This is a genomic window from bacterium, assembly GCA_019912885.1.
Classification (GTDB): Bacteria; Lernaellota; Lernaellaia; order JACKCT01; family JACKCT01; genus JAIOHV01.
The window spans coordinates 1-13,928 of record JAIOHV010000160.1 but is presented as its reverse complement, the minus strand read 5'-3'; the positions used below and the strand labels follow the sequence as shown (position 1 = coordinate 13,928).

Genomic DNA, 13,928 nt, shown 5'->3' with positions numbered 1-13,928 from the left:
GGACGACGACGACGCGGACGTCACGCCCGAGAATCCGGACGATGTTCCGGATCCCCGAGGCGGATTGTCAGGCGGGAGCGACGAGAGCCGTTGCGGCTGCGGCTGTTAGCGCCGCGCCGCCACCGCCCGGCGCCTTCTCGTCAAGCGCGGCGCGGGCGCGTCAGTTTTTGGAAACCGCCGAGTGGCCCGCCGGGTACAAACCCGGGATCGCGACGGGCAGGCGCCCTTGTGGCGCCGCCCATCCGTACAGCGCGCGCGCGACCGTTTCCACCGCGATGTCGCGGTTGGAATACGCGGCAAGATAAGCGGGCGCGTCGGGAAACGCGGACAGGTCGTACGGCATCGCCAGCGCGACGACGATCGTCGGCCGGCCGAGCGCCAGCACGCGACGCACCATGTCCGCCTGGCGCGCATCCGCCCGCGCGTTGTAGGTGCCGATGACGAACACGTCCGCGTCCGACGCGGCCGCCCCCGCGACGATCGCGTCCGCGCGCCGTTTCCATAGCGGCGACGAGAAGCGCGTCCCCGTCGTCGCGCTATCGATCGCCTGCATCGCCTTGTACAGCGACCGTGTGCACAGGTTCGGCCACGGCGCGCCGGGGTACATCTCAAGGATGAGCGGCGACGGCGCGATGACGTGAACGCGCGACCCGGGCGCGCCCGGCGCGGGGATCGGCAGATACGCGTTTTCGTCGCGAACCAATGTCAGCGCGCGTTCGTGAAGGCGCGCGGCGATCTCGCGCTGGCCGGGCGTATCGACGCGCTCGTCCACGGTCGCCGCGTCGCGCGCCGGCGCCTCGAACAGGCAGTAGCGCATCTTCATGCGCAGGATGCGCCGCACCGATGCGTCGATGCGCGCCTCGGTCACGCGGCCGCTTTCAACGGCGCTTTGGATATACGCCATGCGCTCGCCGAGATCGGTCGGGTAGTCGCCCGGCGAGCCACCCCCGACAAGCGGTTCCCCGCCGATATCCATGATCATGTCCGCGCCGGCCTCGATGGCGAGAAGGTCCACCAGGTCGCCGTGATCGACGTTCGCCACGGGGAACATGTTGAGATCGTCGGTGATGATGACGCCGTCAAAGCCGAGCTCCTCGCGCAACAAGTCGGTGAGAATCGCGCGCGAGATTGTCGGCGGCCGTTCGTCGTCCCAGGCGTCGAACCGCGCGTGCGTCGGCATGATCATCGGCACGCCCGCCTCGATCGCGGCAATAAACGGCGGCAGGTAGATCGCGCGCAGCTCGGCGTCGGTGTGCGTCGAGACGGGCACGGACGTGTGTTCGTCACCCGGCGCCGCGGTCTGGCCGGGAAAGTGCTTGGCCGTCGCGATGATGCGCCGCGCCGTCATCGCCGACACCGACGCGCGCGCGTGGCGCGAAACCCAGTCTGTCAGCCCGCCGAACGTGCGCGTGTACATCGACGTCTCGCCCGGCGAGGTCATCACCTCGAGCACGGGTGCGAGATTCACGTTGACGCCAAGCTCGCGCATCTGGTCCGCCATCAGCGCGTACGCATCGGCCGTCACGGCGGGATCGAACGTGGCGCCAAGGCCCATGTTGCCCGGTGTGTCCGTGCCGCCGGTCGTCGTCGAAAGCGTCTGCGACGCGCCGCCTTCCTGGTCGATCCCGAGGAGAAGCGGAACGGGCGGGTCGTTTTCGAACGCGAGCCGCTGCAGGGCGTTGGCGTTTTTCGCGCTCCATCGCGGCGTCAGGCCGAGCGTGAACAATATCCGTTCGTGGATCGCGCCCACGCGCAATTCGTTGATCGCGCGGATCGCATCCTTGCCGGCGAAGCCCGGCAGCATGTCCACGCCGACGTAATACATCTGCCCGATTTTTGCCGGAAGCGGCATGCGCGCGAGAAGTTCTTCGACACGCGCATCGTCCACCTCGCAAAGGGGAAGCGTGTGCGGATCGGCGATGGTTTCGTCATCGCCGTCATCATCGCCGGGAACGGCGTCGTCATCGACGCCGTCTTCGTTCGACGCGCCCGGCGACGGCAGTGGATCGTCCGCGCCTGTTTCGGCCTCGTCGCCAAAGACGCACCCCGCGGCGAGTGTCAACGCGCCCGCGAACGCCGCGAGCAACAACACGCGAATGAGGGACCGGTCCGCCCGCATGCGCGCATCATACCCGACACGCACCCGCTTGTGTCATCGGCGCCTACCCGTGCCCGCGCCGGTGCCCGACGGACAATATGGACTCAATGGACTGAATGGACTTGACGGACAACACGAAAGGCTCCGTGCGCTGCGTGTCCTTTGCGTTCTTTGTGCCCTTCGTGCCTTCGTGTTGGATTGCGATTCCGCGATTCCATGCCCCATTCGCAATTCCCGATTTACCCCATCACCTCCTGCCACAGCAGCACATCCACGGGGTCGGCGACGATGCTGTACGCCGCGGAGTAGGTGTACCAGTAGTTCGGGTCGTTGTTGTTCGTGAACTCCGAAGGATTCTGGATGATCGCCGATCCGAACGACGTGACGACGCCGGTGTATTTGATCTTCCCGTGCATCTCGTAGTCGCCTTCGGCATACGTCAGGCCGTTCAATTCGGATTGCGCGTTCGTGTCGAAATTCAACAGCACGTCATCGCGCGAGATGAAGCTGATCGTCGGCGTGCCGCTTGTGTGAAAACCGCCCTGCCCGATGATCTTTCCCGTCGCGATCACGGTGCCGATGCCCGCCACGCTACCTGTCAGCGTCACATCGCCGTCCACGTAAATGGTTCGCTTCCCGTCCGCCGCCGCGGGCACGTTCTCGAAATTCAGGTTGTTGATCGTCACCGTCGTGTCGGCGTTGCCCGGGATGCCGTCCTCGTCGTGTGACCAGGCGTCCGGAGCGTTGGCGGCCAATTCGTTCCAGTCCGAATCCGACAGGCGTGCGCCGCTGGTGTCGAACGGCGGCGTGTCGATGTGCTGGACCGGCTCGGTTTCCGATCCGTCGGCGAACGTGATGACCGAGTCCGCCGGCGCGAAGACGTTGATCGACGGCGTGCCGTTGTCGAGGTCCATGAACGCATCGCCGTTCAAGCGCACGCCCTCCACGCTGATGCGTGGCTTGCCGGCCATCGTGAGATCGCCGCCGATGTTCAGCGCGTGCGAATACGCCGAATCGATGTTGACGATCACCTCGATCGTGCGGCGGCTCGCGCCGCCGCTGCCTTGCGCGCGGATGCTCGCGAGCTGCGAGGAGATGTGCGTCACGTCCACCTCGTATCCCGTGCCGTTGTCCTGGTCGGTCAGCTCGAATCCGTCGGACCAGTCCTGGTCCTCGCGCAGCTCCGCGATGGCCCGCTGCACGCCCGCCTCCGCCGCGAAAAACGCCATCGTGCCGCGTTTGTAGTTGAAGCTGATCTTCATGTCGGTGGACGAGGTCAGCATCGCCGCCAGCCCCACGAGCAGCGTCGCGCTCATGACCATCAGCACGATGACCATCACGACGCCGCGCCGCTCGGGGCGAGAGGCGGCGCCGGTGCGGCGGATCGTCAGTTGCTTCCGCATGGACAATCCCCCGCGCTGGCGACGTACGACCCGCAACTCGCGCTTTCGTTGCCCGCGAGATCGACGGCGGTGATGAAATAGCCGTAGCAGTCCTTGGTCGTGTTCAGCTTGTTATAATCGTCGGTGTAGTCCACCGAGCCGCCGGGCGACTGGTCCTGCACCTGCGTGTACTTCTTGCCGAATTCGCCGCATTCCGCGTTGCGGTAGACGTTGTAGCCGACGACGTCCGGCTCGCTCGCGGGCATCCACGAAAGCGCGACTTCCTTCATGCCGGTCGCCGCGGCCGAAAGGCCGAGCGGGCACATCGGCGCGGTCGTGTCCGCCGTCAGATCGTAAACATACGCGCCGGCCTGCGGGCTGCGCGCGGTGGCGCCGACCCCGTCGGTCGCGACGAAATACACCCACACGCGCGCGTTCGAGGCGTAGGGCAACGTGGCCGACCACGTTCCGGAACTTTCCGACATCGCGATCGCGCCGTAGCCCGTCGAGGGCGGCGTGCCCTGCATCGTCGCGTCGATCTTGTAGTACGCGTCCACCGACGTGACGCCAAGGCCGCTGCCGTCGACAACCGTCACGTGCACCGGAACCGGGTCGTACTCCTCAACCGTCACCGCGCCCACCGACGCGGACATCGGCGTGTTGATCGTGGGCTCGTCCTGATACGCCGTGCCGAACACCGGGCCGCTCGCCGCGATGACATCGAACGCAGCGCCCGCGCACGATTGACCGCCCGAGCCGAGCTGATAGGCGATCTGGACGGTGACAAGCGCGCCGGCCATCGACATCTGCGCGTCGTCCGAAACCAGCGAGACGCGTTCGCCGTACGTGTGCGTGTAGGACATCGGGGTCGCCAGTGTCAGCGCGGCGCCGCTTACCGCCGCGATCGTGGCCGATTCGGCGAGTCCGCCCTCGCCGATGTGCACGACATCGCCGGCGGAAAATCCCGCGGACGACGTCACGGTCAGGTTCGTCGATCCGGCCAGGGCCGATCCCGTCACGCCGGCGCCGAAGTGCTCGAACGAAAGCAGGATCGTCGCCGTCTCTCCGGAGCCGAGATCCGGCTCGTCCGAATCGTCAAGGGCGATGGTCTCGCCGCTTGCCGCCGGCGATTCGTTCCACGCGGGCGACCAGATCGTGTCGCCGTCGAACGAAACGGCCGCCATGCGCGCGTTGGGGCGGTCCCACGAAATCGTGACGCCGGTAATCGACGCGCTCGACGCCGCGTCGTTGCGGATGTCGAACGCCAGGTTCTGCTTGTACGTGCCCGACAGCGACGGCGCGATGGACTCGTCCCGCCCGACGCCGCCGCCTTGCACGTGAATCTGGCGATAGGACGCGGGCGTGCTTTGGCCTTCGTTGTCCGTCGCGGCGGCCGACAGGCTGTACGTGCCCGGACACCAGTCCGCGATGTTGCCGGCCGGGCAGGGCGTGCTGTCGCCGCCGAAGCCGCAGTACGATTTCACGAACTCCGTGCGCGGCCACGTGCCGCTGGTGGGCGCGGGCGTCACGTCAAGGACGATCCTCGCGATGCCCTTGCCGTTATCGAGCGATAGATTCGGCGGGCTGGACAGATTCAGCTCGTCCGGGTCGTACGCCTTCGCCTCGAAAACGATCTGCCCGTTCGTGACGATCGCGCCTTCGGCCGGCGAGGTGATCTGCACCACCGGCGCGAGCGCGTTCGGCGCGGCGCTCGCCTGCGCGCCGGCCGCGCACGATCCGCAGCGGTCGCACGCGAACGCGGAGTAATAATACGTCGTTCCGTTGGTCAGATTGGCATGGTCGTACGTGTGCGCCGCGCCGGGCTGTCCCTCGATCGTCGCCAGCTCGTAGCCGGACGTCGTCGTGGCGGGATAGCCGCTTGTCGAATAGCGCAGGATCACGCGCTCGAAATCCGCGTCGGCCGGATTGGTCCACGAAAGACGCACCGCGCCGTCCGATCCGCTCGCGCCGAACGGGGCGACGGACGCCGGCGGCGTCGGCGGAGACTCCACGGGCGTCGTGCTCGTGATGCCGGAAAGCGGGCTGTCCGCCAATGCGCCGCCGCCGTCGCCGTAGGCGAGGTCGGACGCATCGCCCGCGTCGGCGCAATCCACGGCGGCGACCCGGTAGTAATACGTCGTGCACGCGACGACCGCCGTGTCGGTGTATTCCAGGTCACCGTCCTCAAGCGTGGTCTCGTCGGCGACAAGGCTGACCGGGCCGGGAACGAAATCGGGCGTCGTGCCGCGATACACGCGGAAGCCGCGCAGCGCGTCCTCGGCCGGCGGATCCCACGACACCGTCACGCTGCCCGCGGCGGCGGACGCATCCACGTTTTCCGGAACGTCGGGCGGCGTCGCGTCGGTGAGCACGAACGTCGTCTCGCTGCTGAATTCGCTCTCGTTGAAGCTGCGATCGTACGCGGCCACGCGCACGCGATAGGTGTTGCCGCTTTCCAGCCGGATGTCCTCGACGATCGTCTCGGTGGCGGTGTCGTCCGCGACGTTGAACGCCGGCGTGAAATCCGCGCCGTCGGCAAGCCCGAACGAAACCTTGTATCCGCCAAGGTCGGTCACGTCCGTGCCGTCGCACGCATTCGATACCGGCGGCGACCACGCAACGCCGAACAGGCCGCACGTGCCGGACTCCGTGATCGTCACCGACGACGGCGCGTTCGGCGCGCACGCATCCAGTCCGAATCCGGGGTTGCCCATGTTGCGCAGGTCCACGGCCAGCCGGTACGTGCGCGGCGTCGAGGTCTCGCGCAGCGTGCCCGTCGTCAGGTCGATCGCCACGCGGCGGATGCCCGCGCGCTCGGCCTGCGTCAGCGACGCCAGCGCCTCGGGCGCCATCTCATCCTCGCGCTCGTTGAAATAGCGGAACGCGAGATCGGCGACGCCGTCCACGTAAGGCGCGCCGTTCTTGGACAGTGACTGCGTCGCCGCGGTGTATATGTACGTTGTCGCCTCGACGGTCTTCACGATCGTCGCGCCCGCCGGATAGGCGTGCGAAACAGGCGCGTCAAGGAAAATGACATCCGGTTCCGGCGAGGTGTCGTAGGCGTCGCCGCTTTGCGCCACCGGGATCATCTCCACCGTGCCCGACGCGTTGATGAACACGTAGTCGCTCGCGTCCACCGTGTCCTGCCCGTCGTCGAGATCGATGTAGATCTGCGTGTCGCCCGGATTCGCCGCGACCGCGAGCGCGCCCGAGACATCGCTGTCCACGTCGCCGAGGAACGTGAACCGCGTCGCACGCGCGTCCGTGAACGTCTGCGTGCCGATGACGCCGAAACTCGCCATGCGCAGCTCGCGCGAAATCTGCTCGAGAGCAAGGCGCGAGCTCTGCAACGAGCGCGTCTCCTCCTCGACCGCGAGGTAGCTTTTCGACTGCATGATGTAAAGGCCGTACGCGCCGGCCATCAGCACCAGGGCGACGGCGGTCGTGACGGCGAGCTCGACGAGCGTGAACCCGAGGCGGCGGCTTTCGCGGCGAGGCAGCGTGGGCGTCGTCATCGCTTGGCCACCAGCGTTTCGAGGCGGACTGACAGGCCGTTATGCGACGACACGTCCACGGCCACGGTCTTTAGCGTATCCGTTTCGTTTTCCGTCACCGTCGTGACGCACCGGAATTGCGGATATTCCGCGATGTCGCCGAAGTCTTCCTCGTTGTCAGCGGCCTGGCCGTACGTGCCGGATTTCAGCGCTTCCATGCGCTCCTCCGCGAGATTGGTGGCGGTCATCAGGGTCTTGGACAGATCGCGGTGTTGATACACCGCGACGAGCGTGGAGGTCGCCGCGACGAGCCCGACCGTCAGAAGCAGCATCGACACGGCGACTTCCGTCATCGTGAAGCCGCCGCGCCGCGCGTGCCGCCGGCATGGTTTGGCGCGATCGCGTGTCATACGAATCCCACCCACGGGTTGTCGGGATCCGTGCCGTCGTGACGCCACTGCGAAACGCCGCCGGTGCCGAGCACCTGCACCGCGCGGCAGCGCTCGACGCGGCCGCGCGCGATGTCGTATCCGTTCGCCAGGTAGATGACGCCGGGATGGATCGCCGAGCCGTTCGGCTTCATGACGATGCGCGGCGGGCTCGGCGCGCCCTCCAGCATCACGTACGCCGTCAACGACCCGCCGCCGACGGACACCGACGACAACGAGCCGAATTGCGTTTGCTCGCCAAGCTCCGTGAGATCGACGGACTTCGTCAGGTCGTAGCTCTGCGGGCCGTCGCCGTCGGCGTCCACGTAGATGTTGTACGAGCCGTTCGCGAGATCGAACTCGACGTACACATCCAGCGAGCGATCCACCGCGAGCGAACGCGCCAGGCGCATGTCCGCCGCCACGGCGCGCACGGCGGTGTTGGTCCGCAGGACCGCCTGCCAGTTGTGAAACGACGGCATCGCGATGACCGTCATCGACATGATCGCGATGACGATCATCAGCTCGATGACCGTGAACCCCCGGCTCGCGCGCGAACCCCCGCGGCCGTCTCGCCGTCCGGGTTTCGGTTTTTGCGCGTGCGTCGGGTTCACGGACTGGTCCTCCGTGCTCCTGTTGTGCAACGAAGGTGCCAACGTCGCGCCGTCGATGAATGCGCGGAAAAACGCCCGAAAATCCCCAGTGGAGGCGCGGCTTTTTTAGTTATCCGAAGAAAGGCCGCGGCACGAATCGGCGCCCGCGCGCGCCATCGCGCGATCTACGAACGCAACGAAACGTAAGGGTGGGAGTAAGAAATTCCGGAATTGAAATGCGGCGCGCCAGGGTCACGATGAGCGCGGATTTCGCATTCCCGGCCGTCGATAACCGTGCACCGCGACCCGCGCCGCCGCACCGGTGTCACCCGTCCATGCGGTCCATGACGTCGATGTTGTCCATGTTGTCCATCGAGTATCGTGAACGCCGCGCGATGCGGGCTCGAAATAATCGCGCCCCTACAAACCCGGTTCCGGATACACCTGCGGACAGGGGTCCTCGCCCTCGTTGCAATCCCAGATGCCGATCACCAGCGCGCTCCACGGGCACCAGATCGGGCTCGGATCGTCCCAAAGCTCGACGCCGTCCTCGACGAAGCACGCCGTCTCGTCGCACCAGTCCTCGGCCTCGGTCGTAAAGGCGATCTCGTCGGGCACGAACTGGAAGGAATAGCCCGGGTTCCACGTGCCGTCGGCTTCGAGCGGGCCGCGCGGAATGCCGAACGTGGCGGGCGACCGCGTGCCGTCAAGCCACGTCGCGATGCGCGTCGCGCCGCCCGGCGAGGAAACCCACGCGTGAAATTCGGCGCTGTCCTCGTCCTTGAAGCGAACCATGTATCCGCTGACCGGCCACTCGGTCACCTCGGGATCCTCCACGCACATCGGGTCCCCGGAAACCTCGTCGTCGCCCGGCGCAAGGCTCGGCGGCGTGGAATTGACGTTGGAGCCGGTGGGCGAGCTGGAATCGCCGAACAGCGAGTCGTCGCACCCGCAACCCGCGCCCGACGCCCCAAGCGCGAACGCGAAAAAAAACGAGAAGAGGAGGGCGGCATTATTTTTCCGGCGCGGCATATATTTTTCTCCTTCGCGTTCATTCTCGCGCATTTCGCCGAAACGGAGAATCCCACGATGGCGCCGCGCGAATTTTTCGCGCCGAGGCCCGCCTCAAGTCCGCGTCGCCCCGTCATCCGCCGCCGGCGCCTGGTCCGCCGTTTTGCCGGCGCCGCGCGCCCGCCGCCGGGCGACAAACCGCTTGATGTCCTCCCAGATCATGTAATTCGCGGGTACGAGCGTCAGCGCGACCGGCGTCGACAGCACGATGCCGAAGCCCAGCGAAAGCGCCATCGGGATCAGAAAGCGCGCTTGCACGCTCGTCTCGAAGATCATTGGCGCCAGGCCGAAAAACGTCGTCAGCGACGTGAGCAGGATCGGGCGAAAACGCCGCACCCCCGCGCCGACGATCGCGTCGTGCGCGTCAAGGCCGTCCGCCCGCATCCGCACCGCCGTCGTCACCAGCACCAGCGAGTCGTTCACCACCACGCCGGTCAGCGCGATGATGCCGAAGATGCTGATGAGCGACAGGCTGTACCCCATGCCCAGGTGGCCAAGCAGCGCGCCGACGATGCTGAACGGGATCGCCGACATGATGATGAGCGGAAGCACGTAGCTGCCAAGCGGCACGGCCAGAAGCGCGAAGATCAGAAACTGCGCGAACACGAAGTTGCGCCCCAGTTGCGAAAACGTCTCCTGCTGGCTGCGTTGCTGGCCCGCAAACTCGACCGCGAGCCCAGGGGTATCGCGCGTAAGCTTCGGGATGTCGTTGGCCTGCAAAGATTCGATCACCGGCCTCGGCGACGGCACGCCCGGCTTGAGCTTCGCGCGGACGTTCACGATGCGCCGGCCGTCCTCGCGCACGATGGACGTGGCCGAGCGCGCCCGCGTGACATCGGCGACGTACCCGAGCGGCACAAAGGCGCCGTCGGGCGTGCGCACGCGGTATTGCTCGATGTCGAACTCCGATCCGCGGTCGCTCTCGGGCAGGCGCACCATGACGCGCATCTCGTTTCGACCGCGCTGCTCGCGCAACGCCTCCGCCCCGAAAAAGCTGCCGCGAATCTGCCGCGCCAACTCGCCCGCGGTCAGCCCGAGATTGCGGGCCGACGGCTTGAGCCGGTAGTCAAGCTGCGGCTTGCCCGCGGCGTACGTGTTTTCGATGCTCATCAGCTCCGGATACCCGCGGAGCATCTCCTCCACGCGCCGGGCCGCCTCGGCGAGCACGGCCGTGTTGGAGTGTGCAAGCTGCACATCCACCGCGTGCCCCGCGCTTGGTCCCACCGCCGCGGAAAACACCAGGGATTCCACGCCCGGCAGGGGCGGCGTCGCCTCGCGCCACGCCGCGGCGAACTCGCCGGAGGTGAACGCGCGCTCGTCCTGCGGCACGAGCGCCAGCTCCATCGTCACCACGTGGCTGCCGATCTCCTGGCTGGCGCCGCTCGACCCGCCCGCGCGCATCCCTTCGCCGAGCATCGTCAAAAGGCCGCGCGTGTATTGTTCACCGCCGAATTTATCGATCGTCTCGTTCGCGGCTTTTTCAAGCGCACGCTGGGCGCGCATCGTGTCCTCGATCGGCGCGCCGAACGGGAGCCGCACGCCGACCGCGACCTGATCGCCCTCGATGTCCGGAAAGAAGTTGAACGGCAGGATGCCGGAGGCCACAAGGCCGAAACCCATGGCGAGCGACGCGATGGCGATCGCCATCGTCACATACCGGAAACGCAGCACCCATTCGACGATCGGCCGGTAGATCTTTTCGATGAAACGGTCGAGCCCGTGGCCGACAAAGCGCCTTTCGCGCTCGATCCATCCCAGAAGGCCGGTGGGCTCGCGCCCGCGGCCGTGCGCCAGATGCGCGGGCAGGATGAAAAACGACTCCACGAGCGACACCAGGAAAATCAGACCGATGATGATCGGGAACGAACCGAAGATCTTTCCCATCACGCCCGGCACGAACAGAAGCGGCGAAAACGCGGCGATCGTCGTGAACACCGCGAACGTGACCGGCAGCGTCATTTCGAGCGCGCCCTCGATCGCCGCCCGCGTGCGCGGCACGCCCTGTTCGATCTTCGAAAACACGTTTTCGCCCACCACGATCGCGTCATCGACCACCATGCCGAGCGTCACGATGAGCGCAAACAGCGAGATCATGTTGATGGAAATGCCGAGCCACGGGAAAAACAGGAACGCGCCCATGAAAGAAACCGGAATGCCCATCGCCACCCAGAACGCCAGGTGCACTTCGAGAAACAGCGCGAGCACGATCAGAACGAGAACCAGGCCGATCTTCGCGTTGCGCTGCAAAAGGTCGATGCGATCGCGCAGGATCTCCGAATCGTCGTCCCAGATCGCGATGGTCACCGTGTCCGGAAGCTCCTCCGTAAGACGGGCTGCCACGTCGCGCACCGCGCGCGATACGCCCATCGGCGTTTCCTCGCCCACGCGCTGCACGATCAACCCGACCGCGCGCATGCCGTGGTAATAGGTCGCCTGGTCCGTGTCGGCGTAACCGTCCGTGATCCGGGCGACATCCCCCAGACGCACCGATCCGCCCGCCGGCGTCCCTTTCAAAACGATGTCCGCGAAATCCGCCCCCGAAAGGCGCCGGTCCGAAACGCGCACGAGGATGTCGCCGCCGCGCGTCGCGACGTCGCCGCCGGGCAATTCGACCGACGCCCCGCGCACCTGAGCCGCGACCTGCTCCGGCGTCAGCTCGAGCGACTCCAGCGTCGCGCGCGGGATCTCGATCGCGATCTCAAGCGGCGGCACGCCGTACATCTCGATCTGCGTGATGCCGGGATCGGCCAGCAGATCCTCGCGCACCTTCTCCGCGATTTCGTGCAGCGCGCCAAACTCCATGTCGCCCGCGACGATAAGGTCGATAACCGGTCGCCGCCGCGTCATGAGCGCGACCTTCGGCTCCTCCGCGTCCTGGGGCAGCGTGCGCAACTCATCGATCGCGCTTTTGACATCCGAGAGCACGCGGTCGTTGTTTACGCCGAGCAAAAGCTCGATCGTCACGACGCCGAAGCCCTCGACGGAAACGGACGTCACGCGTTTGACGCCGTCCAGGCCGCGCACCGCCTCCTCGATCGCGAGGGTCACGCCCTGCTCCACGTCCGCGGGCGTCGCGCCGGGGTATTCCACCTGCACGTTGATGAAGTCGAGGTCGAACTCCGGGAAGATCTCCTGCTTTGTCCCGAACAGGCCCATCAGGCCGCCGACGAGCGCGACGAACATGAGCAGATTCGACGTGACGGGATTGCGCGCCATCCACGCGACCGGGCCGCGCCCTTCGCCGTTGGCTCCGTTCATTCGCCGGCCTCCGCCTCGCCCGTCGCGGCACCCTCGACGCCCGGGTCTTCGCCGTTTACCGCCGGCGTATCCGCCGCGGGGACGCCGCCCTGGACCGCCCCGCCGCCGCCTTCGGCCGTGTCGCTCGCGGGGCTTTCGATCGCATCCGGGTTCCCCGCCGCGACTTCGACGTCGACCACGCGCGGATCGACCTCCATGCCGGCGATCGGAAGGCCCATGCGCGTCACCATCACGCGCTCGCCGTCGCGGATCCCTTCGGCGACATAGGCAAAACCGCTATCGGCCCAGGCCACGTCCACGTCGCGGCGCGCGAGCTTGCCGTCCGCCCCCGCGATCCAGACCGCCTCGCCCTCGACGATCGCGGTTCGCGGCACCTGCACCACCTGCTCCACCTCATGCCCGACGATCTCCATCGACACGAACGCGCCCGGCAAAAGCGGCAGCCGCCCGCCCTCGGTCGAAAGCGGATCGTCGATGCCCACCAGAAGCCGCGCGGTGCGCGTCGCCGGATCGATGCCGCCCGCAAGGCCGAGCACCCGACCCTCGCGCACGATCGACCGGCGCTTGTCGAGCTCGTGCGTCACGGTGACGGGCGATCCCTCGCCGCCGGCCGGGCCCGGCACCGTCAGATTCGCCAGCGTCTCCACCGGCACCGACGCCTCCACCCAGAAGCGATCGATGCCCGCCAGGTCCGCAAGCTCGCGCCCGGGCGCGACGACCTGCCCCACGTCCACGTTCTCCGTCGAGACCAGAGCGTCCCACGGCGCGCGGATCGTCGTCTGGGACAGCGCGAGCCGCGCGCGCTCGAGCGCGCTTTTCGCCGATTCGAGATGTTGCTTCATCGTTTCGAGCTGCGGCTTGCGCAGCGCAAGGGCGCCCGAGTCCGGCGTTCCCGTTTCGCCGAGCAACTCCCATTCGCGCCGGGCGACTTCGCCGCGCCCCTGTTCGATCTCCAGGTCCAGCTCCGCCTGACGCACGCGGCCCCTCGCCTCGTCAACGCCCAGCTCGTATTCGCGCGGGTCGATGCGGATCATCACCTCGCCCGCGCGCAGGATGCCGCCGGGCACGAGGTTGTCGGACTGGTAAACGACCTTGCCGCCGACCTGGGGCACGACGGTGATCCGCCGCGACGGGCGCACGACGCCCATCGACGGAACGTGCATGCGCCGGGCGGCGGGCGCCGCGACGACCACGTCGATCGCCGGCGCCTCGCGGGCCGGCGTGCCGCGCTTGGCGGGCGATTGCAGCTTCACCATGGCGAAGGCGACGCCCACCCCGGCCCCGACGATGAGAAAGAAGAACAACGCGCGTTTCCACGGGGGCATATCAACCTTCCTCGCCGATGTTTTTTGTCCACGCGCCGCCGAGCGCGTCATAAAGCGCAAGCCGCGCCGCGATGAGTTGCCGGTGCGTTTCGATCAGGCCGAGTTCCGCCTGCTGCCGAGCGCCAAGCGCCGTCAGCACCGCCTGATAGTCCGCAAGTCCGTTGACGTAGCGGTAGCGCGACTGCTCGAGCGCCGCGTCCGCCGCCGCGAGCTGCGCGCGATACGCCTCGCGTTGCGCCGCCAGCTCTCGCGAGCGCGCGGCGGCGACCTCCACCTCGC

General features: G+C 67.2%; 9 protein-coding genes. All 9 read right to left on the bottom strand.

Annotated features, from left to right (window positions below; all coding sequences use genetic code 11):
• Positions 1-160 precede the first annotated feature (160 nt).
• The gene (locus tag K8I61_14015; protein MBZ0273149.1) at positions 161-2,119 is read right to left on the bottom strand and encodes a glycoside hydrolase family 3 C-terminal domain-containing protein; all 1,959 of its coding nucleotides are present in this window, start codon (positions 2,117-2,119) and stop codon (positions 161-163) included.
• Positions 2,120-2,337: 218 nt separating this feature from the next.
• Entirely contained in the window at positions 2,338-3,501 is a 1,164-nt protein-coding gene (locus tag K8I61_14010; protein MBZ0273148.1) for a pilus assembly PilX N-terminal domain-containing protein, read from the bottom strand.
• On the bottom strand, positions 3,486-6,995 hold the full coding sequence (locus tag K8I61_14005) for a prepilin-type N-terminal cleavage/methylation domain-containing protein (GenBank protein ID MBZ0273147.1): 3,510 nt from the start codon (positions 6,993-6,995) through the stop codon (positions 3,486-3,488). Before K8I61_14005 ends, K8I61_14010 begins: the two co-directional genes overlap by 16 nt.
• Positions 6,992-7,384: a prepilin-type N-terminal cleavage/methylation domain-containing protein gene (locus K8I61_14000; GenBank protein ID MBZ0273146.1), complete on the bottom strand. Its 393-nt coding sequence runs from the start codon at positions 7,382-7,384 to the stop codon at positions 6,992-6,994. The genes K8I61_14005 and K8I61_14000 overlap by 4 nt, the downstream gene beginning before the upstream one ends.
• Positions 7,381-8,016, bottom strand: a complete 636-nt coding sequence (locus K8I61_13995) for a GspH/FimT family pseudopilin (GenBank protein ID MBZ0273145.1) — start codon at positions 8,014-8,016, stop codon at positions 7,381-7,383. Before K8I61_13995 ends, K8I61_14000 begins: the two co-directional genes overlap by 4 nt.
• Positions 8,017-8,415: 399 nt before the next feature.
• A complete protein-coding gene (locus K8I61_13990) occupies positions 8,416-9,027 on the bottom strand; it encodes a hypothetical protein (protein MBZ0273144.1) in 612 nt (203 codons plus the stop codon).
• Between the two features lie 93 nt (positions 9,028-9,120).
• A complete protein-coding gene (locus K8I61_13985; protein ID MBZ0273143.1) occupies positions 9,121-12,324 on the bottom strand; it encodes an efflux RND transporter permease subunit in 3,204 nt (1,067 codons plus the stop codon).
• Positions 12,321-13,649: an efflux RND transporter periplasmic adaptor subunit gene (locus K8I61_13980; GenBank protein MBZ0273142.1), complete on the bottom strand. Its 1,329-nt coding sequence runs from the start codon at positions 13,647-13,649 to the stop codon at positions 12,321-12,323. The genes K8I61_13985 and K8I61_13980 overlap by 4 nt, the downstream gene beginning before the upstream one ends.
• A gap of 1 nt (position 13,650) precedes the next feature.
• On the bottom strand, positions 13,651-13,928 hold a 278-nt coding region (locus K8I61_13975; GenBank protein MBZ0273141.1), incomplete at its 5' end, for a TolC family protein.